Source organism: Nocardia sp. NPDC005978, from assembly GCF_040614455.1.
Taxonomy (GTDB): domain Bacteria; phylum Actinomycetota; class Actinomycetes; order Mycobacteriales; family Mycobacteriaceae; genus Nocardia.
Genome location: NZ_JBEXUS010000045.1, coordinates 44,722 through 63,976 on the forward strand (window position 1 = coordinate 44,722; position 19,255 = coordinate 63,976).

Annotated in this window: 17 protein-coding genes and 1 tRNA gene; 12 read left to right on the plus strand and 6 right to left on the minus strand. The window is 69.3% G+C overall.

Going from position 1 to position 19,255, the window contains the following annotated elements:
- The first annotated feature begins 73 nt into the window (after nucleotides 1–73).
- Nucleotides 74–1,150, plus strand: a complete 1,077-nt coding sequence (locus ABZ319_RS21325; protein ID WP_354988193.1) for a stage II sporulation protein M — start codon at nucleotides 74–76, stop codon at nucleotides 1,148–1,150.
- 755 nt (nucleotides 1,151–1,905) lie between these two features.
- Here the strand turns inward: ABZ319_RS21325 and ABZ319_RS21330 are convergent.
- Nucleotides 1,906–1,988 (minus strand) — tRNA-Leu (locus tag ABZ319_RS21330).
- A 283-nt stretch (nucleotides 1,989–2,271) separates the two neighbouring features.
- Here ABZ319_RS21330 and ABZ319_RS21335 point away from each other — a divergent pair.
- The 7 genes from ABZ319_RS21335 to pknB all read left to right on the plus strand — a co-directional run bounded on the left by ABZ319_RS21335 (nucleotide 2,272) and on the right by pknB (nucleotide 12,323).
- Nucleotides 2,272–3,726 (plus strand): FhaA domain-containing protein, encoded by a 1,455-nt coding sequence (locus tag ABZ319_RS21335; RefSeq protein WP_354988194.1) that lies wholly within the window; start codon nucleotides 2,272–2,274, stop codon nucleotides 3,724–3,726.
- Between the two features lie 221 nt (nucleotides 3,727–3,947).
- Nucleotides 3,948–4,415: an FHA domain-containing protein gene (locus ABZ319_RS21340; protein WP_354988195.1), complete on the plus strand. Its 468-nt coding sequence runs from the start codon at nucleotides 3,948–3,950 to the stop codon at nucleotides 4,413–4,415.
- The gene (locus tag ABZ319_RS21345; RefSeq protein ID WP_354988196.1) at nucleotides 4,412–5,872 is read left to right on the plus strand and encodes a PP2C family serine/threonine-protein phosphatase; all 1,461 of its coding nucleotides are present in this window, start codon (nucleotides 4,412–4,414) and stop codon (nucleotides 5,870–5,872) included. The genes ABZ319_RS21340 and ABZ319_RS21345 overlap by 4 nt, the downstream gene beginning before the upstream one ends.
- Nucleotides 5,872–7,344: an FtsW/RodA/SpoVE family cell cycle protein gene (locus tag ABZ319_RS21350; RefSeq protein WP_354988197.1), complete on the plus strand. Its 1,473-nt coding sequence runs from the start codon at nucleotides 5,872–5,874 to the stop codon at nucleotides 7,342–7,344. The genes ABZ319_RS21345 and ABZ319_RS21350 overlap by 1 nt, the downstream gene beginning before the upstream one ends.
- Complete coding sequence (locus ABZ319_RS21355; protein ID WP_354988198.1) at nucleotides 7,341–8,810, plus strand: penicillin-binding protein 2; 1,470 nt, start codon at nucleotides 7,341–7,343, stop codon at nucleotides 8,808–8,810. The genes ABZ319_RS21350 and ABZ319_RS21355 overlap by 4 nt, the downstream gene beginning before the upstream one ends.
- A gap of 34 nt (nucleotides 8,811–8,844) precedes the next feature.
- Nucleotides 8,845–10,419: a protein kinase gene (locus ABZ319_RS21360; protein ID WP_354988199.1), complete on the plus strand. Its 1,575-nt coding sequence runs from the start codon at nucleotides 8,845–8,847 to the stop codon at nucleotides 10,417–10,419.
- Nucleotides 10,416–12,323 (plus strand): Stk1 family PASTA domain-containing Ser/Thr kinase, encoded by a 1,908-nt coding sequence (pknB, locus tag ABZ319_RS21365; RefSeq protein WP_354988200.1) that lies wholly within the window; start codon nucleotides 10,416–10,418, stop codon nucleotides 12,321–12,323. Before ABZ319_RS21360 ends, pknB begins: the two co-directional genes overlap by 4 nt.
- Nucleotides 12,324–12,429: 106 nt before the next feature.
- Here the strand turns inward: pknB and ABZ319_RS21370 are convergent, their stop codons facing one another.
- Genes ABZ319_RS21370 through ABZ319_RS21380 form a run of 3 tightly spaced genes read right to left on the minus strand, consistent with a single transcriptional unit; the run spans nucleotide 12,430 to nucleotide 14,255 of the window.
- Nucleotides 12,430–12,906 (minus strand): deaminase, encoded by a 477-nt coding sequence (locus ABZ319_RS21370; RefSeq protein ID WP_354988201.1) that lies wholly within the window; start codon nucleotides 12,904–12,906, stop codon nucleotides 12,430–12,432.
- Nucleotides 12,881–13,594 (minus strand): dihydrofolate reductase family protein, encoded by a 714-nt coding sequence (locus ABZ319_RS21375; RefSeq protein ID WP_354988202.1) that lies wholly within the window; start codon nucleotides 13,592–13,594, stop codon nucleotides 12,881–12,883. The genes ABZ319_RS21370 and ABZ319_RS21375 overlap by 26 nt, the downstream gene beginning before the upstream one ends.
- 22 nt (nucleotides 13,595–13,616) lie before the next feature.
- The gene (locus ABZ319_RS21380) at nucleotides 13,617–14,255 is read right to left on the minus strand and encodes an aminodeoxychorismate/anthranilate synthase component II (protein WP_354988203.1); all 639 of its coding nucleotides are present in this window, start codon (nucleotides 14,253–14,255) and stop codon (nucleotides 13,617–13,619) included.
- A 331-nt stretch (nucleotides 14,256–14,586) separates the two neighbouring features.
- Here ABZ319_RS21380 and crgA point away from each other — a divergent pair, with 331 nt between their 5' ends.
- Together crgA and ABZ319_RS21390 are read left to right on the plus strand one after the other, a co-directional pair.
- Nucleotides 14,587–14,853 (plus strand): cell division protein CrgA, encoded by a 267-nt coding sequence (gene crgA, locus ABZ319_RS21385; RefSeq protein ID WP_354988204.1) that lies wholly within the window; start codon nucleotides 14,587–14,589, stop codon nucleotides 14,851–14,853.
- A 73-nt stretch (nucleotides 14,854–14,926) separates the two neighbouring features.
- On the plus strand, nucleotides 14,927–15,367 hold the full coding sequence (locus ABZ319_RS21390; RefSeq protein ID WP_354988205.1) for a PH domain-containing protein: 441 nt from the start codon (nucleotides 14,927–14,929) through the stop codon (nucleotides 15,365–15,367).
- Nucleotides 15,368–15,401: 34 nt separating this feature from the next.
- On the opposite strand, the gene ABZ319_RS21395 is transcribed toward ABZ319_RS21390, so the two are convergent.
- Nucleotides 15,402–16,283 (minus strand): rhomboid family intramembrane serine protease, encoded by an 882-nt coding sequence (locus ABZ319_RS21395; protein WP_354988206.1) that lies wholly within the window; start codon nucleotides 16,281–16,283, stop codon nucleotides 15,402–15,404.
- Nucleotides 16,284–16,311: 28 nt separating this feature from the next.
- On the minus strand, nucleotides 16,312–16,839 hold the full coding sequence (locus ABZ319_RS21400; protein WP_354988207.1) for a peptidylprolyl isomerase: 528 nt from the start codon (nucleotides 16,837–16,839) through the stop codon (nucleotides 16,312–16,314).
- A gap of 164 nt (nucleotides 16,840–17,003) precedes the next feature.
- Between ABZ319_RS21400 and ABZ319_RS21405 the strand changes: the two genes are divergently transcribed.
- Nucleotides 17,004–17,273: a hypothetical protein gene (locus tag ABZ319_RS21405; RefSeq protein WP_354988208.1), complete on the plus strand. Its 270-nt coding sequence runs from the start codon at nucleotides 17,004–17,006 to the stop codon at nucleotides 17,271–17,273.
- Nucleotides 17,274–17,290: 17 nt separating this feature from the next.
- Nucleotides 17,291–19,129 carry a glutamine--fructose-6-phosphate transaminase (isomerizing) gene (gene glmS, locus ABZ319_RS21410; RefSeq protein WP_354988209.1) on the plus strand — a complete coding sequence of 613 codons (1,839 nt, stop codon included), beginning with the start codon at nucleotides 17,291–17,293 and terminating at the stop codon, nucleotides 19,127–19,129.
- Nucleotides 19,130–19,255 lie beyond the last annotated feature (126 nt).

Consider the following 19,255-nt stretch of genomic DNA (forward strand, 5'->3'; position numbering starts at 1 on the left):
CTTCGCTGCGGCGGGTTCGCGGCCGGATTCGATGGATAGCATTCTGTCGAGTGGTAGCACAGGAAGGCAACCGATGGATCTGGACGCGTACACCTTCGTGCACAGGCGCTCGTGGGATCGGCTCGACCAGCTGGCCTCGCGCCGCAAGCGGCTCACCGGGGCGGAGGCGGACGAACTGGTGCGGCTGTACCGGATCGGCTCGCAGCAGCTGGCCCGGTTGCAGACCCGCTCGGCCGATCCCGAGCTCATCGCCGGGCTTTCGGCGGTCCTGACGCGGGCGCGCGGGCGCGCGCTCGGCGCGCAGGTGGACACGATGCGCGAGATCGGCCTGTTCTTCACCCGGCGCTTCCCGGCGGCGGCCTATCGCGCGTGGCCGTGGTGGGTGTCGGTGGCCGCGCTGTTCCTGGCGGTGTCCACGGCGCTGGGCGCGTGGGTGGCCGAATCCGATTCGGCGCGTCGGCATCTGGGCATCGACTCGGACACCGACGAGCTGACCCGGCCCGGCGGGGCCTTCGAGACCTACTACTCCGAACACTCGCACGACGCCTTCGCGGCCAAGGTGTGGACCAACAACGCCTCGGTGGCGGCGGCGGCGCTGTTCACCGGGGTGCTGATCCTGCCCGCGGTCTACGTCATGTTCATGAACGCGATGAACCTCGGCGTGAGCGCCGGGCTGATGGCCGAGGCGGGCCGGCTGGAATCGTTCTTCGGATTCATCCTGCCGCACGGAATGCTGGAGTTGACGGCCATTTTCGTGGCCGGCGGCGCGGGTCTGAAGCTGGGCTGGACGCTCATCGATCCGGGGCACGAGACCCGGGCGCGAGCGCTGGCCCGGCAGGGACGCGCCACCGCGGTCATCGCGCTGGGGCTGGTCGTGGTGCTGTTCGTGTCGGGTCTGCTGGAGGGCTTCGTCACCCCGAGCGGCTGGCCGACCGCGGTGCGGGTCGGGATCGGCGCGCTCGCCGAAATCGGTTTCCTGCTCTACGTCTTCGGGCTGGGACGGCGCGTGGTCCGGGACGAGGAAGCGGCGGAGGAGGCGGCCGCGCACATTTTCGGCAATCCGGCGATGCCCGCTGTTCATGTGGGCGAGAGCCCGGAATTCCCTGCGGCACCGGCGACTCGAACGCCGGCGACAACGGCCAGGAATTGATTTGCACTGGCCGCAGCGAGTCCGGCTCAGCTGCGGCCAGCGTTGCCGATGACTCTACACAATCGTTATGGCTACGCAACCTCCGACTCGCTCAGCGGACGCACGACGCGACCAGGCGAAACATGGTTCGCACGAAGGCAACCCGAGAACATCGCTAATTTCCAGCTTCGGCTTTGCGGGGCGGCTGCCGAGCCGTTTCCGAACCGTGCGCCCGAGCCATTTCTCCGGGCCGTTTCGCCCCCGCCGCACACCCCCGCCGGCGACGCCCGGCGCCGTTTGCCGATCAGTCCGGCCAATACCCGTCGCCGGTGGTTCAACCCGCGTTAAGCTGGTGTTTCTCACCATCTCAGCGCCATTGCCCAGCGGTCACCGAAAGTGAAACAGACCCCAAGTCTGTTTAACCTCATTTTGGCCAAACGGGCATCCGGCAATGGCGGAAGGAAATCGGGCGCATACCCGATTCGATACCTTCCGGCAATCGATTTACACCCCCGCGCGGACCGTCGGAGGCACTCCGGCAACGCCCCGGCCGAGGAGTTCACGCGCGTGTCTGCGATCTTCGTCACACTACGTTTGACCTGCGGATTCCCGGGCATCGGCGCCGAGGTTCGAACGGCGCCGCACAAGACCCGAAAAACGGGGTATCGCCGGGGAGTGCGATCGGGCGCAAGCTCGGGAGCGCACACAGGCGCGAACCCGGAGGCAGCACGAAACGCAGTAGGCCCCATCCGGATTCGGATGGGGCCTACTGTTTGTGGGCGAAGGGGGACTTGAACCCCCACGTCCTTACGGACACTGGCACCTGAAGCCAGCGCGTCTGCCATTCCGCCACTCGCCCGAGCGACGGGAAGAAACGTATCACGGGGTATGCGCCAAAACGAAATCCGCTGGTTACCGGCTATCCCGGCGGGTGATGGCAGGCTGGGAACCCAGGGGTGCCGTCAAGAGTTACAGGTGTGGGCGAACGCGGATATCATGCAAGCACCGTGTCCCCACAGCGACACGCCATGCTCGCGTGCCGCTGTATCGGACGAACGCGCAGGTCAACGGCGTCACACCCGCAGACCCGACACGACGAACGCTTCACTCGAGGGAGCGTCCTTGACCCGAGAGGAGGGGCGATGGGGATTGTTTCGCGATTCGAACGTCGCCTCCAAGGGGCAGTCGGTGACGCCTTCGCGCGTGCGTTCGGCGGCAGCGTTGTCCCGCAGGAGGTGGAGGCCGCGCTGCAGCGCGAGGCCTCGGACAACGTGCAGGACATCGGCGGCGGACATCGGCTCGCACCGAACAGCTACGTCATCACCGTCAACGAGTCGGACCTGGGGCAGCTCGTCCAGGGCGAAGGACAGGCCGATCACGACCTCACCGTGCGCGCATTCGCCAAGCATCTGCAGGACTACATCCGCGAACAAGGGTGGCAGACCTACGGCGAAGTACACGTCGAGTTCGAGGCATCCCCTACGCTGCACACCGGACAGTTCAGGACTCGCGGCCGAGTGGATCCGGACGCCGTCGGCGGTAGCGTCGACCGCCGGGCGGGTCCGGCGGCAGGACCTGAACGCAGACCACGACCCAACCCGCAACCAGGAGCTGGCCCCATGACGCAGAACTCAGGCTACGACCCCAGCCGTGAGCCCGCGGAGTCCGATCCACGCCGTGGATACGGCGCTCCGCCTGCGGGCCGCCCCGCACCGCAGGGGGGCTATGGCGACCAGGCCGGCTACGGCCAGCAGGGTGGCTACGGCGCCGACCAGGGCTACGGCGAGTACCAGAACGGGTACGACTACCAGCAGGGCCAGCAAGGCCAGCAGGGCTACGGCGCCCAGCAGGGCGGCGGCTACGGCGATCAGGCGGGCTACGGCCAGCAGGGTTACGACCAGCAGGCGTACGGGCAGCAGCCCGCGTACCCGGCGGACCAGGCGTACGGCCAGCAGGGCGGGTACGACCAGGGCTACGCCGACCAGGGCTACGGGCAGCAGGGCCAGCAGGGCTACGGCGATCAGGGCCAGCAGGGCTATGCCGACCAGAGCTACGGCCAGCAGGGCGGCGGCTACGGGCAGCAGCCCGCCTACCCGGCGGACCAGGGCTACGGCCAGCAGGGCGGGTACGACCAGGGCTACGCCGACCCGGGCTACGGCCAGCAGGGCCAGCAGGGCTACGCCGACCCGAACCAGCAGGGCTACGGCGACCAGGGCCAGGCGGGTTACGGCGACCAGGGTTACGGCCAGCAGGGCGGCGGCTACGGGCAGCAGGGCGGTGGCGGCGGCTACGCGCCCGCCGCGGCGTCCGGCTACTCCGCGACCCTGCAACTCGACGACGGCAGCGGCCGCACGTACCAGTTGCGTGAGGGCAGCAACATCATCGGCCGCGGGCAGGACGCGCACTTCCGCCTGCCCGACACCGGTGTCTCCCGGCGGCACATCGAGGTTCGCTGGGACGGCCAGACGGCCATGCTCTCGGACCTCGGTTCGACCAATGGAACGCTGGTCAACGGGTCTCCGGTGCAGGATTGGCAGCTCGCCGACGGTGATGTCATCCGCGCCGGGCATTCCGAGATCCTGATCCGGATCGTCTGATCCCGTAAGCTCGCGGTGCAGGTCACGATATGACCCGAGAATCCTCGGTCGTATCGTGATCGCAACCGGTCTACGGCCCTATGATGCTGCCAGCACGCGCGGCGGCTGCTACCACTGTCGGAATGCCCGGCACGCGTAGCGAATAGGGCCGCTTCGACCAGCACACCGGTTGGGGGTCGAAAGCCGTACCTACGACACGGTCGAACAGGAGGTGGAGCACCGTGCAGGGATTGATCCTGCAATTGACCCGTGCGGGGTTCCTGCTGTTGTTGTGGCTGTTCGTATGGGCGGTGCTCCGGACCTTGCGCAGCGATATCTACGCGGCCTCCGGCATCCGGGTCGCACCACGGGCCCCTGGCGGTTCAGCGGTGCTCCCATCCTTGCGCCGAGGCCAGAAGGGCGCCAAATATCTCGTGGTGACTCAGGGTTCACTCGCCGGCACTCGAATCTCGCTCGGCGCGCAGCCGGTGCTGATCGGGCGCGCGGACGACTCCACACTGGTCCTCACCGACGACTACGCCTCCACCCGGCATGCGCGACTCTCGCCGCGCGGGGAGGACTGGTACGTCGAGGATCTCGGTTCCACCAATGGGACCTACCTCGACCGGTCGAAGGTCACCACCCCGGTGCGAGTTCCACTCGGCACCCCTGTCCGTGTCGGTAAGACAGTGATCGAGCTGCGATCGTGACTCTTGTTCTCCGCTACGCCGCGCGTAGCGACCGCGGTCTCGTCCGAGCCAACAACGAGGACTCCGTCTACGCCGGCGCGCGACTGCTCGCGCTGGCGGACGGCATGGGCGGCCACGCCGCCGGTGAAGTCGCCTCCCAGTTGATGATCGCCGCGCTGGCGCATCTCGACGACGACGAGCCCGGCGACGACCTTCTCGGCAAGCTCGATCGCGCTGTGCGCGAGGGCAATGCCGCCATCGCCGATCAGGTCGAGGAGGAGCCGGAACTCGATGGTATGGGCACCACGCTCACCACCATCCTGTTCGCCGGCCGCAAACTCGGCCTGGCCCATATCGGCGACTCCCGCGCCTACATGCTCCGCGGTGGTGAGCTCACCCAGATCACCCGCGACGACACCTTCGTGCAGTCGTTGGTGGACGAGGGCCGCATCACCCCCGAGCAGGCCCACACCCATCCGCAGCGCTCGCTCATCATGCGGGCGCTCACCGGTAACGAGATCGAGCCCACCCTGGTGGTGCGCGAGGCCCGGGCCGGTGATCGCTACCTACTGTGCTCCGACGGCCTGTCGGACGTGGTCAGTGACGAGACCATCGCCAACACCCTGCGCGAGGGCAGCACCGACGAGTCGGCGGATCGGCTCATCGAATTGGCCCTGCGCAGTGGCGGTCCCGACAACGTGACCGTCGTGGTCGCCGATGTCATCGACCTGGACTACGGGCAGAGCCACCCCATCGTCGCGGGCGCGGCGTCGGGGCAGGACGAGGACACTCCCCCGCCGAACACCGCCGCCGGGCGGGCCGCCGCCATGAGACCACCGCGCGCCGCACCCCGGCGCGCGGTCGCGCAGCCGGAGCCCGATCCGCCCAAGAAGAGTCACAAACTGCGCTGGGTGGCCCTGTCGCTCGCGCTGCTGGTGGCCGTCGGGGCGGGTCTGACGGTGGGCTACAACATGATTCGCGGCAACTACTACGTGGGCGCCGACGGTGACCGCGTGGTGATTCACCGCGGTCTGCCCGGTTCGGTACTCGGCTACTCCATTCGCGATGTCGATCAGCGCGGCTGCGTCACCCGCGGCGGCGAACTCCAACTGGTCGCGCCGGACGCGGAATTCCCCGCCGGCTGCCGCGAACTCAAACTCATCGATCTCAAGCCCACCGGCCGTGATTCGGTCGACAAGGGGCTGCCCCCGGGCTCGCACGACGACGCCGTCAAGCAGATGCGCGCCCTCGCCGAGCGCGAACTGCTGCCCCCGTGTGAGAAGCAGGCCGCCTCGACGCCGAACACCACCACGACCACCACCCCGCCCGCGAGCACCACGGTCGTCCCGACCACCACGCCCGAGGCGCAGCCCGGTGGCGAGAACCGCCCGCTGGAACCCCGCAAGACCGACCAGCCGTCGGCCACCACCACGACCGCGCCGCAGACGCCGGGGCAGAACTGCAGGGTGGCGGACTGATGTCCGCACCGGCACCACCGTCCGCTGGGGCCTTTCCCAGTCCGCCGGGCGGATTCGCTCCCGCGCCTCCGCCGTCCACTCGGCGGAATGTGGAACTGTTGCTCCTCGGACTGGCGGCGCTCATCACGACGGTGTCGCTGGTGCTGGTCGAGGCCAGCCAGGAACAGTCGATCTCCTGGGACATCGCCAAACTGGGCGCGGCCTACATGGCCCTGTTCGGGGTGGCGCACCTGGCGGTGCGGCGTTTCGCGGCCTTCGCGGACCCCCTCCTACTACCGATCGTCGCCCTGTTGAACGGGCTCGGGCTGGTACTGATCCACCGCCTGGACCTGGCCGAGAAGCAGGACGCGATCTTCGCCTCCAAGTCCATCCCCTCCCCCGATGCCAATCAGCAGGTGCTGTGGACGGGGCTGGGGATGGTGGTTTTCATGGGGGTCATCATCGTGCTGCGCGATTACCGCACGCTGGCCCGCTACGCGTACACCCTCGGGCTCGTCGGCCTGATCGCGCTCGCCATCCCGGCGCTGCTGCCCAGCAAGTACTCCGAGGTGAACGGCGCGAAGATCTGGATCCGGTTGCCGGGCTTCAGCATGCAGCCCGGTGAGTTCGCGAAGATCCTGCTGATCATCTTCTTCGCGGGGGTGCTGGTCGCCAAGCGCGATCTGTTCACCGCCGCGGGCAAGCACGTGTTCGGCATGGAACTGCCGCGCGCCCGCGACATGGGCCCGATCCTGGTGGTGTGGCTGGTCTGCATCGGCGTGCTGGTGCGCGAGAAGGACCTGGGCACATCGCTGCTCATCTTCTGCACCGTGCTGGTCATGCTGTACATCGCCACCGAGCGGGTGGGCTGGGTCGTCATCGGCCTCGGACTGCTCGGCATCGGATTCTTCTTCGCCTACAAGATGTTCGGGCACGTGCAGGTGCGCGTGGAGACCTGGCTGCACCCGTTCGACGACTACAGCAACACCGGCTACCAGATCTCCCAGTCGCTGTTCGGGCTCGCCACCGGCGGGCTCGCGGGCACCGGCCTGGGCAGCGGACGGCCCTCCCAGGTGCCGTTCGCCAAGACCGACTTCATCATCACCTCGATCGGTGAGGAACTCGGCCTGATCGGGCTGACCGCCGTGCTGATGCTGTTCTGCGTCTTCGTCATTCGCGGTCTCCGGACCGCGCTGGCGGTGCGCGACAGCTTCGGCAAGCTGCTCGCCGCGGGCCTGTCCTTCACCATCGCCATCCAGTTGTTCGTGGTGGTCGGCGGCGTCACCAAGCTGATCCCGCTGACCGGCCTGACCACCCCGTTCGTGTCCTACGGCGGCTCGTCGCTGCTGGCCAACTACGCGCTGCTGGCGCTGCTGATCAAGGTGTCCGACGCGGCGCGCGCGCCCGCCCCGGTGCGCAAGAAAGCGCCCGAGCCGATCGCGGAAGCGCCCACCCAGATGGTGCGCCGCCCGCCGAAGGGGGGCCTCGCGTGAACACTCCGCTGCGCCGGGTCGCGATGGCGGTCATGGTCATGGTGCTGGCCCTGCTCGCCAACGCCACCTACGTCCAGGTCTTCAAGGCGGACAGTCTGCGCAACGATCCGCGCAACGTCCGGGTGCTGCTGGACGAGTACGCCCGCCAGCGCGGGCAGATCTCCGCGCAGGGCACCGTGCTGGCGAGCTCGGTCTCCACCGACGACCGCTACCGGTACCTGCGCACCTATCCGACCGACCCGCTGGGGTACGCGCCGGTCACCGGCTTCTACTCCATGCAGTACGGCAGCACCGGGCTCGAACACGCCGAGGACTCGGTGCTCAACGGCTCGGACAACCAGCTGTTCGGGCGGCGGCTCATCGACATGGTGTCCGGCCGGGATCCGCGCGGCGGCAACGTGATCACCACGATCAACCCGGTCATGCAGCAGGTCGCGTACGAGCAGCTCACCGCCAAGGGTTACACCGGTTCGGTGGTGGCCATCGAGCCGAGCACCGGCCGCATCCTGACCATGGTGTCCACCCCGTCCTACGACCCGAACCTGTTGTCCGGGCACGACGGGGCCGCCTCCGCGCAGGCGTGGCAGACGCTGCGCACCGATCCGCGCCAGCCCATGCTCAATCGCGCGGTGTCCCAGACCTATCCGCCGGGCTCCACCTTCAAGGTGATCACCACCGCGGCCGCGCTCTCCAACGGCGCGGCCAAGCCCGACGACCAGCTCACCGCCGCGTCCCGCATCACACTGCCGGACACCACGACGACGCTGGAGAACTACAACGGGAGTCATTGCGGCCCCGGCGATTCCGCGACCGCCTCGCTCACCGAGGCGTTCAAGTACTCGTGTAACACGGCTTTCGTGGAACTCGGTATCAAGGTGGGAGCCGCGAAACTCAAGGACGAGGCCGCCGCGTTCGGAATCGGCCAGCATCCCAACATTCCGATTCCGTGGGCGGACAGCACCGTCGGGACCATCCCGGACGGCGCGGCCCTGGGCCAGAGCAGCATCGGCCAGCGCGATGTGGCGCTCACCCCGCTGGACAACGCCGTCATCGCGGCGACCGTCGCCAACGGCGGCGTCCGGATGCAACCGCATCTGGTGGATCAGCTGCAAGCACCCGACCTGACGATGCTGGAGACCATCAAGCCGATGTCGGTCGGCCAGGCGATCAGCGCGCCGGTGGCCACCCAGCTGACAACCATGATGATCGAATCGGAGAAGAACACGCAGGGCGGAGGCCAGCGGGCCTACCAGATCGCCTCGAAGACGGGCACCGCCGAACACGGCAGCGACCCGCGCAACACCCCGCCCCACGCCTGGTACATCGCGTTCGCGCCGGCGCAGAAACCGCAGATCGCGATCGCGGTGATCGTCGAGAACGGTGGCGACCGCGCCCTGGCCGCCACCGGCGGCTCGGTAGCGGCTCCGGTCGCCCGCGCGGTGCTCGATGCCGGACTGGGGGGCTGAACGACATGAAGGCGCAAGGTAGACAGGGTCAGGAATGCTGAACAACGGTGCGATGATCGCGGACCGCTACCGGCTGCAGCGGCTCATCGCCACCGGCGGCATGGGCCAGGTCTGGGAAGCGCTCGACACCCGCCTCGACCGCCGAGTCGCGGTCAAGGTGCTCAAGGCGGAGTTCTCCGCCGACCCCACGTTCCGGCATCGGTTCCGCACCGAGGCCAGGACGACGGCGCAGCTGAACCATCCGGGAATCGCCGGCATCTACGACTACGGCGAGACGCTGGATCCCTCGGGCGGCGAAATGGCCTATCTGGTCATGGAACTGGTGCAGGGCGAACCGCTCAACGCGGTGCTGTCCCGGCTCGGGCGGCTCTCGGTCCAGCAGGGCCTGGACATGCTCGAGCAGACCGGGCGCGCACTGCAGGTGGCGCACTCCGCCGGCGTGGTGCACCGGGACGTCAAGCCCGGCAACATCCTCGTCACGCCCACCGGCCAGGTGAAGATCACCGACTTCGGCATCGCCAAGGTCGTCGACGCCTCACCGGTCACAAAGACCGGCATGGTCATGGGCACCGCGCAGTACATCGCGCCCGAACAGGCCACCGGCGAGGACGCCACGTCGGCCTCGGACGTGTACGCGCTCGGTGTGGTCGGCTACGAGGCGCTGGCGGGCGAACGGCCCTTCACCGGGGACGGCGCGCTCACCGTCGCCATGAAGCACGTGCGCGAGACCCCGCCGCCGCTGCCCGCAGATCTGCCGCCGAACGTGCGCGAGCTCATCGAGATCACCATGGCCAAGGATCCGCAGCAGCGCTTCGCCACCGGCGGCGAGTTCGCCGACGCGGTGGCCGCGGTGCGCGCGGGCCGGCGGGTGCCCACACCCGGCGGCGGCCTGCCCGCCCAGACCGGCGCCACCCGGGTGCTGCCGCCCGGGCCGACGGTGATCATCCCCAACGCGCCGCGTCCCGACTCGGCCACCACCCGCTACCCGACGCCGCCGCAGGCACACCGGCAGGCGCCGCCCGCGCCGCCGACCGGCGCGACGGTCATGATGTCGGGTTCGCAGACCCCGGTGGGCAACACCGCTTTCGGTGCGCCCCCGGCCGGTGCGCCGGAGCCGCAGGGCCGGTTCACCAACAGTCAGAAGGCACTGGCCGGACTCGGTGTCGGCGCGCTGATCCTGGGCGCCGCGGCGGGTTTCGTGCTGCTCAGCGGGACGCCGGACGATCCGGCCCCGACCACCCGCACCAGTGCGGTCATCGCGCCGACGGCGCCGCCGAGCACGACGACCACCACCCCGCCCACTACGACGAAGGAGAAGCCGGTTCCGCCACCGGTGACCACCTACGAGCCGCCGCCCACCACCGAGGAACCGCCGACCACGACGGTGCCGCCGACGACCACCAAGCCGCCGGTGACCACCACGGTTCCCAAGACCACGACCACGGTCCCGCCGACCACGACCGCCGCGCCGACCACCACGGCGGGCGCGACCACGACCACCACGGCGGGCCGTCCGGGCATCGGCATACCATCATTTCCCATCCCCGGTGCTCGAGGAGTCGAGGGCGCTGCCGACAGTGATCCAGCCATCCCCCAAGGACCGCGATGACGACCCCGAAGAACCTCTCGTCCCGCTATGAGCTGGGCGAGATCATCGGCTTCGGTGGCATGTCCGAGGTGCACAAGGCGCGCGACATGCGCCTGGCGCGGGATGTGGCGATCAAAGTGCTGCGCGCCGACCTGGCCCGCGACCCCACGTTCTATCTGCGGTTCAAGCGCGAGGCGCAGAACGCGGCGGCGCTGAACCATCCGGCCATCGTCGCGGTGTACGACACCGGCGAGGCCGAGGTCGACGGCGGCCCGCTGCCGTACATCGTCATGGAGTACGTCGACGGCGACACCCTGCGCGACATCGTGCGCGGCAAGGGACCGATGCCGCCCCGGCGCGCCATGGAGATCATCGCCGATGTGTGTGCGGCGCTGGACTTCTCGCATCGAAACGGCATCGTGCACCGCGACATGAAGCCCGCCAACATCATGATCAACCGCGCGGGCGCGGTGAAGGTCATGGACTTCGGCATCGCGCGCGCCCTGGCCGACAGCTCCAACCCCATGACCCAGACCGCCGCGGTCATCGGCACGGCGCAGTACCTTTCGCCCGAACAGGCGCGCGGCGAACAGGTCGACGCGCGGTCGGACGTGTACTCGGTCGGCTGCGTGCTGTACGAAATCCTCACCGGCGAACCGCCTTTCACCGGCGACTCGCCGGTCGCGGTGGCGTACCAGCACGTCCGCGAGGATCCGCGGCTGCCCTCGCACGTGCTGCCGAGCGTGCCGCGCGAACTCGACTCGGTCGTGCTCAAGGCCATGAGCAAGAACCCGGCCAACCGGTACCAGACCGCCGCCGAGATGCGCGCCGACCTGATCCGGGTGCTGGGCGGGCAGAAGCCCACCGCGCCCATGGTCATGAGCGACGAGGACCGCAACAGCTTCCTCGACGACGATCTGCCGCCGCCGCGCAGCTACCGCACGGTCGAGCGCCGCGACGACACCACCGAACAGGAGATCGTCGACAACGACGGCAACCCGCGGCGCACCGCGCTCATCGTGGCCGGCGTGCTCGGCACCCTCGCCGTCGCCTTCGGCCTGTTCTGGGCACTGCTCGGGCCCGGCAGCAACGCCGAGCAGATCACCGTGCCCGAGATGGCCAACAAGAACGGTCAACTCGCGCAACGGGATCTGGAGAAGCTCGGCTTCACCGTCGTCACCGCCACCAAACCCGACGGCAAGGTGGCCGAGGGCAACGTCATCGCCAGCCAGCCCCTGGGCGGCTCGCGCATCGACAAGGGCAGCACCGTCACCCTGCAGATCTCCTCCGGGCCCTCGCAGGTCCCGGTGCCGCGCCTGGCCGGGCTCACCCAGCAGCAGGCCGAACAGCAGCTGAATTCGGTGGGGCTGCGGCTCAATCCGGAAACCCAGCGCGAGGCCTCCGCCGCCGACGAGAAGGACAAGGTCACCAGCCAGGTCCCCGGCGAGGCCCAGAAGATCGACGCCGGCGGGCTGGTCACCATCACCCTCGGCTCCGGGCCGGAGAAGGTGCGCGTCCCGGACGTGGTCGGGCAGAACATCGAGGTGGCCCAGCCGAACCTGGCCGACAGCGCCGGATTCAAGGTCACCGTGCAGGAGGTGCCGAACTCCCAGCCCAAGGGCACCGTCATCGGCACCACGCCGAGCGCGGGCACCATGGCGGACAAGGGCTCCGCGGTGACCGTGCAGGTCTCCAGCGGCGATCAGATCCCCATGCCCAGCCTCATCGGACTGTCCCCGGCCCAGGCCGTGGACATCCTGCGCCAGCGCGGCTGGAACGGCCAGATCAGCCAGACGACGCAGAGCACGCTGGACGCCTCCGCCGTGGGACGGGTGCTCGCCCAGCAACCGACGGCCGGATCGTCCATCTCCAAGAGCCAGACGGTGACCATCACGACCGGCGTGCTGTCCCTGGGACCGCCGTGAGACTCGACCGATAGACCACGAAAGCCGCACCCACGGGTGCGGCTTTCGTAGTTCCGGGGCGAGACATCCCGCCCGGCAGCCCGATTCGGCCCGGCGGGCGCGAAAGTCAGAGCGACAGATGCCGGTTCATCGACATGGCCTCGTCGGCCAGATCCCCGAGTTCCACGACCTCGACGCCGTGCTCACGCAGTTTCTCCACACCCTGGCAGTTGTCCACGAAGGTTCCCGGCTCGCGCCAGGCGATGACCACGCGGCGGATGCCCGCGGCCAGTATGCGGTCGGCACAGGGCTTTCGATCCCGGCTCGCGCGCTGCGAACAGGGCTCGAGGGTGCTGTAGAGGGTGGCGTGCGGCAGCCGGGGGTCACCGGGCTCCAGCTTGTTCAGGGCCGACTCCTCGGCGTGCACCTTCTCGTCCGTCTCGCGGGACCAGCCGTGGATGATCTCCACGCCGTCCGCGCCGACGATGACCGCGCCCACCGAGAACGCGGTCGAACTGGGCGGGCTCAGGCGGGCGAGGCCGATCGCGTGCCGCATCCAGCCGCGATCGGTGCGCGCCTCATCGTTCTTGTGCGGCATGGACATCCGAACCCTCCTTGGGCAGATAGCGCAGCACGGCCACATCTCCGACGCGGCCGACCTCGGCCAGTCGCATGCGATACGCGGGACCGCCCGGGAATTCGGCGGGTCCGAGAAAGCGCGGGGCGGCGGGATCGCCCACCACCAGGGGCGCGACGGCCATGCTGAGCTCGTCGGCCAGCCCCGCGGACAGGAACGCGGTGTGTATCGAGCCGCCGCCCTCGACCATGAGCCGGCCGACGCCGCGCCGGGCGAGATCGTCCAGCAGCGCGGCGAAGTCGATCGCGTGGCCCAGGGACACGACATCGGCGTGGGCATCGAGCCGGCCGCCCAGCGCGATTCGCCCGGAATCGGTGGTGTAGAGCACTCTGTCGCCGCCGGTGTGCCACAGCCGCGCCGACGGGCTCACCGCGCCGGACGCCGAGACGACCACGCGCAGCGGGTATTCGGGCTTGCCCGCGGCCAGCCGCCGCGACCGCCGGTCGGCGCTGTTGACCAGCAGTCGCGGATCATCGCCGCGCAGCGTGCCCGCGCCGATCAGGATCGCGTCCGACTCCGCGCGCAACTCGTCCACCCGATCGAAGTCGGCGGCGTTGGACAGCAGCAGCCGCTCCGGGGACGCGTCGTCGATATAGCCGTCGACGCTGACCGCCACCGACAGCAGCACGTACGGCCGCGCACCGGGCGCGCTCACGCCGTCCCCACCGCGACCCGGCTCATATGAGGGCCGCGACCTCCGCCTCGAGCGTGCGGACCAGGCCCTCGTCGGGGCGCTCGCCGCACACGCCGAGCCAGTTGGCGAGCATTCGGTGCCCGCCCTGGGTGAGCACGGATTCGGGATGGAACTGCACGCCGTGAATGGGCAGGGTGCGATGCCGCATGGCCATGACGATGCCGGATTCGGTGCGGCCCAGCACTTCCAGCTCCGGCGGCATGGTCTCCTCGACCACGGTCAGCGAGTGGTAGCGGGTGGCGATGAACGGATCCGGCAGCCCGGCCAGCACGCCCGCGCCGATGTGGAAGACCTCGCTGGTCTTGCCGTGCAGCAGTTCCGGTGCGCGGGTGACGGTCGCGCCGAACGCCGCGCCGATGGCCTGGTGGCCGAGGCACACCCCGAGCAGCGGGCGCTCGTTCCGGGCCGCCGCCCGAACCAGGTCCATGCTGGCCCCGCCGCGTTCGGGGGTGCCGGGACCGGGCGAGATCAGCACGCCGTCGAACGCCCGCACGACAGCGTCCACGTCGGCCAGCTGGGGATCGTCGTTGCGCCAGACGGTCGCCTCGGCACCCAGTTGGCCCAGGTACTGCACCAGGTTGAACACGAAGCTGTCGTAGTTGTCGACGACCAGAACACGCATACGTCGAGAGTAGTTGGCCCGCGCGCGCCCGTCGCACGCAATACCGGCTCGGCGCGCCCGTCCACAGTGATCCACAGCCCGCCCCGCCCGCCGATCCACAGCCCGCACGACATCGATCCACCATCGCTCCACATCGATCCACAACGATCGCGGATCGTTCCTTCCCCAGCCGGTGAACTATGGGGCACGCTTGCCACAGAGACCCGGGCAGACCGCCCGGTCCCGGAGTTCGGGGGCCGATCCCTCGACACTCCTCACGGGGCTTGGGGAAGCAGTCCCCGAGTGACCTGGGATAATCTCATCGAGACTGCACGCCGAAATTGAGGACGTCATGCCCAAGTCGAAGGTCCGGAAGAAGACCGACTACACGATCAACCCGGCCAGCCGCACGCCCGTGAAGGTGAAATCGGCCGGTCCGTCGCCGGTCTGGTACGTCTCCATCATGCTGGGCTTCATGCTCGCGGGCCTGGTCTGGCTGCTGGTCTACTACCTGGCCGCCGAGCAGATCGCCTGGATGAACGACCTCGGGCCGTGGAACTTCCTGATCGGTTTCGGCCTCATGGTGGTCGGTCTGATCATGACCATGCGCTGGCGATGAGTGCCTTACACGATTGTTATTCATACACACCTGTGGATAACCGTGTGGACAACTCGAGGAGAGACTGGGGACAGTGACCGAGCCCACCCCGCGACTCGACTGGTCCACCCCCCTGCCGGCGGTGATCGCCTGCGGAATCGGCGGCCTCGGCCTGCTCGCGGCGACCGTGCTCGCCACCGACGCGGCGGGCCGGCTGCTCATCGGGGTGGCCGCGCTCGGCCTGCTCTTCCTGTTCGTGCTCGGGCTGCGGCAGCGTCCGCGCCTGGCCGTGGAACCCGGTGATCCGCCGCGGATCGTGGTGCGCGGCCTGACCGGGGCCCAGCGCTACACCCCGGACCGCATCGTGCGCACCCGCGTGGTCAGCTATCGCCGGCTCGGCCGGCGCATGCCCATGCTCGAGATGGACATCGCCGAACCCGGCGGCGACGAGCGGCTGCTCATCTTCGGCCGCTGGGATCTGGGCACCCATCCCGAGGACGTCCTGGACGTCCTGCGGGCCTATCTCCCGCGCTGATCGCGGTCCCGCGCGTCGATCGCCCCGCGGCGCGCTAGTTCAGCAGATCGGTGAAGTCCGGCGCGCCCACCGCGATGGCCGCGATCGAGATCACCGCGAGGGCCGCCACCGAGACCCAGCCGATGGCCATGGCCGCCTGCGGGGTCTTGGCCCTCAACCAGCGCGGCAGGTACAGGATCCCGCCCGCCGCCAGCGTGCCCGCGAACAGCCCGCCCAGATGCCCGAGCATCGAGATGCCGGGCACCGCGAAGGTGATGATCAGGTTGAGCACCAGCAGCATCAGGATCTGCGTCAGGTTCTGGCGGGTGCGCAGCATGATCACCGCGACCGCGCCGAACAGGCCGAAGATCGCGCCGGACGCGCCGACCGTGGCCACCGCCGGATTACCCAGCAGGGTCACCGCCGCCGAGCCGCCCAGCAGCGACACCAGATACACCGAGACGTAGCGCGCCCGGCCCAGCGCGGCCTCGCAGTAGGGACCGAGCACGTACAGCGCGAACATGTTCGCCAGCAGATGCAGCGGGCCGTAGTGCAGGAACCCGGAACCGACGACCCGCCACCACTCCCCCTCGCCGACCAGGGCGGGAATCAGCCGCCAATCGACGAACAGCTGAGACGCGGTGTTCTGCACCGGATTCCGCGCCTGGATCGCGGTGATCGCGAAGACCAGGACGTTGAGCCCGATGAGCGTCCAGGTGACGTACGGCTTGCCGGCGGCCGACTGCACCGCACCGGTCATCGACCGCACCGGCCGCACATCCCGGCGGCCCTGCTGCACGCACTCCACGCAGTGCTGCCCGACCGCGGCCGGGGTCAGGCACTCCGGGCAGGCCGGGCGCCCGCACCGCGTGCAGCCCAGACCGGTGGGCCGGTCGGGATGCCGGAAACAGGTCGGTGCGGGCTGCTGCGGGTTCATGTCGAATTCTCTTCTGGATCGGGTGGACTCAGGAGATGGTGATGCTGGAGATCGCGATCTCGTCCTTGGGACGGTCGTTGCGATCGGTCGCGGCGTTGGCGATCGTGTCGACCACCTTGCGCGAATCCGGGTCCACCACTTCACCGAAGATCGTGTGCTTGCGATTGAGGTGCGACTGCGGGCCCACGGTGATGAAGAACTGCGAGCCGTTGGTGCCCGGCCCGGCGTTGGCCATGGCCAGCAGGTAGCCGCGGTCGAAGCGCAGCTCAGGGTGGAACTCGTCCTTGAACTCGTAGCCCGGGCCGCCGCGGCCGGTGCCGGTCGGATCGCCGCCCTGGATCATGAAGCCGTCGATGATCCGGTGGAAGACCGCGCCGTCGTAGAACGGGCCGGACTTGGTGCCGGAGGCGTTCGCGGTGGTGTAGGGCGCGGAACCGTCGGCCAGTCCGAGGAAGTTGCGGACGGTCGCGGGGGCGTGGTTACCGAAGAGCGCGATCTTGATATCGCCGAGATTGGTGTGCAGGGTCGCCACGGCGGTCTGATTCGGTGAGGTCACGGAGCCAAGGGTAGTTGGTTGTGCGTCCAGGGTTTCCCGACACTCGGGCCGGTGCCCGCCCGGATCGAGCGCCGGAACCGCCACCCGGGAGGTTCGCGTCACTTCCTGCCCGAATCCGGGCAGATAAGTTGCGGAGTGCGGGTGATCATGGCAGGTTCGGTGCGGTGAATGACGGGGTTCCGGAGGATCTGGTGCGCCACGTGGCGGCCTCCACCGGTCTGCCCGCGGCGGTCGCGGCCCGCGTGGTCGCCGATGTCGCCGGCTACTTCGACGAGACCGCCGAACAGTTCGTGCGCCGCAGACACGCCGAACTCCAGCGCCGGCAGGTGCGCAACGCCGAGATCTGGCGGCAGCTCGCTGCCGAACTCGCCGGGCGGCCGGTCGCGGCCCCCGAATTCACCGAACGGCAACTGCGCCGCATCGTCTACGGATAGAGGAGAGCCTCGCCGCAATGTGTGGAATCGTCGGATACATCGGGCACCGCGACGCCGTGCCGGTCCTGCTCGAGGGCCTGCATCGGCTCGAATACCGCGGGTACGACTCCGCCGGACTCGCCGTCCCGCACCGGGGCCGGTTGCGGATCACCAAAACCCAAGGGCGGGTACAGGATCTGCGCAACCGCGTGGACGCCGAGGGCGCTCGCCTGCGCGGCAACGTCGGCATCGCGCACACCCGCTGGGCCACCCACGGCGAGCCCAGTGACGCCAACGCCCACCCGCACACCGACGGCGCCGGCCGAATCGCCGTGGTGCACAACGGGATCGTGGAGAACGCCGAGGAACTGCGGGCCGAATTGACCGCCGCCGGTGTGGAATTCGTCTCCGACACCGACACCGAGGCCATCGCCCACCTGGTGGCGGCCGCCCTGGCGGACGCCGATTCCCTGGAGGACGCCGTCCGCACCGCGCTGCACCGCGTCGAGGGCACCTACGGGCTGCTCGTGCTCGACCCGCGCCGCCCCGACGAACTCGTGGTCGCCCGCAACGGCAGCCCCATCGTGCTGGGCGTCGGCGACGGCGAGATGTTCGTCGCCTCGGACGTGGCCGCGCTGGTGCACCACACCCAGCGCGTCGTCTTCCTCGACGACGGCGAGCTGGCCACCGTCCGCGCCGGCGAATTCCGCACCAGCACACTCGGATTGGAAGCACGCCGCACCGACAAGACCCCGACCACCATCGCCATGGCGGCCGAGGACTACGCGCTGGGCGGCTACGACGACTTCATGCGCAAGGAGATGGCCGAACAGCCCGACGCCGTCCGGCGCGCGCTGCGCGGCCGGCTCGACGAACGCTTCGCCACCGCGATCCTGGGCGGACTGAACATGGACGCGCGCGAACTGCGCGGCATTCGCAAGGTGGTGTTCCTGGGCTGCGGCTCGGCCTACTACGCCGGGCAGCTCGGCGCCCAGCTGGTCGAAGAACTGGCGCGCATTCCCGCGGTAGCGGAACCCGCCTCCGAGTTCCGCTACCGCAACCCGGTGGTGGATCCGGACGCGCTGTACGTCGCCATCAGCCAGTCCGGGGAGACCCTGGACACCCTGGCCGCGGTCCAGGAGCTGCAGCGCAAGGGCGGGCGCGTGATCGGCGCGGTGAACGTGGTCGGCAGCGCGATCGCCCGCGAATGCGGCGCCGGGGTGTTCCTGCACGCCGGGCCCGAGGTCTCGGTGGCCTCCACCAAGGCGCTCACCAACATGACCGTGTCCTTCGCCATGCTGGCGCTGCTGCTCGGCCGGGTGCGCGACCTGTCCGCCGCGGGCGGTGAGCGCATCGTCAGTGGCCTGCGGGCGCTGCCGGACGCCATCGAGGCGGTCCTCGCCCAGGACGCCGAGATCGCCGAGATCGCGGCCAACTACGCCAAGGCCCGCAGCATGTTCTTCGTCGGGCGGGTGCGCGGCTGGCCGGTGGCCCGCGAGGGCGCGCAGAAGCTCAAGGAGATCTCCTACATTCACGCCGAGGCGTACCAGGGCTCCGAGCTCAAGCACGGCCCGCTGGCCCTCATCGATCCCGACATGCCCAGCGTCGTGCTGATTCCCGGCGACGAACTGCTGGCCAAGAACATCACCACCATCGAGCAGATCAAGGCGCGCGGCGGGCCCGTCATCGCGGTCACCAACACCGAACTGCCCGACGGGCTGGCCGACGCGGTCATCCGGGTGCCCGCGGTGGCGCCCGAACTCGACCCGATCATCCTCACGATTCCGCTGCAGTTGCTGGCGTATCACACCGCCATCGCGCTGGACCGGGACGTGGACAAGCCCCGGAACCTGGCCAAGAGCGTCACCGTCGAATAGGCAACCGGCAGCAGAGTCGAGGCCCGGGGGGGGGCGCGCCCCGGCCCCCCGGCGGTTTAGCCTAGATTTGTGGGCGGAAGAGGAAATAGGGAGAGGGGGGGGTTTGGGAAGAGTGTGTGTGGTATT

Coding starts and splice junctions, on each gene's coding strand:
- ABZ319_RS21395 (WP_354988206.1), bottom strand. CDS start 16,283: ATGAACCCGCAGCAGCCCGCACCGACCTGTTTCCGGCATCCCGACCGG.
- ABZ319_RS21335 (WP_354988194.1), top strand. CDS start 2,272: ATGGGGATTGTTTCGCGATTCGAACGTCGCCTCCAAGGGGCAGTCGGT.
- ABZ319_RS21360 (WP_354988199.1), top strand. CDS start 8,845: ATGCTGAACAACGGTGCGATGATCGCGGACCGCTACCGGCTGCAGCGG.
- ABZ319_RS21325 (WP_354988193.1), top strand. CDS start 74: ATGGATCTGGACGCGTACACCTTCGTGCACAGGCGCTCGTGGGATCGG.
- glmS (WP_354988209.1), top strand. CDS start 17,291: ATGTGTGGAATCGTCGGATACATCGGGCACCGCGACGCCGTGCCGGTC.
- crgA (WP_354988204.1), top strand. CDS start 14,587: ATGCCCAAGTCGAAGGTCCGGAAGAAGACCGACTACACGATCAACCCG.
- ABZ319_RS21350 (WP_354988197.1), top strand. CDS start 5,872: ATGTCCGCACCGGCACCACCGTCCGCTGGGGCCTTTCCCAGTCCGCCG.
- pknB (WP_354988200.1), top strand. CDS start 10,416: ATGACGACCCCGAAGAACCTCTCGTCCCGCTATGAGCTGGGCGAGATC.
- ABZ319_RS21370 (WP_354988201.1), bottom strand. CDS start 12,906: ATGTCCATGCCGCACAAGAACGATGAGGCGCGCACCGATCGCGGCTGG.
- ABZ319_RS21380 (WP_354988203.1), bottom strand. CDS start 14,255: ATGCGTGTTCTGGTCGTCGACAACTACGACAGCTTCGTGTTCAACCTG.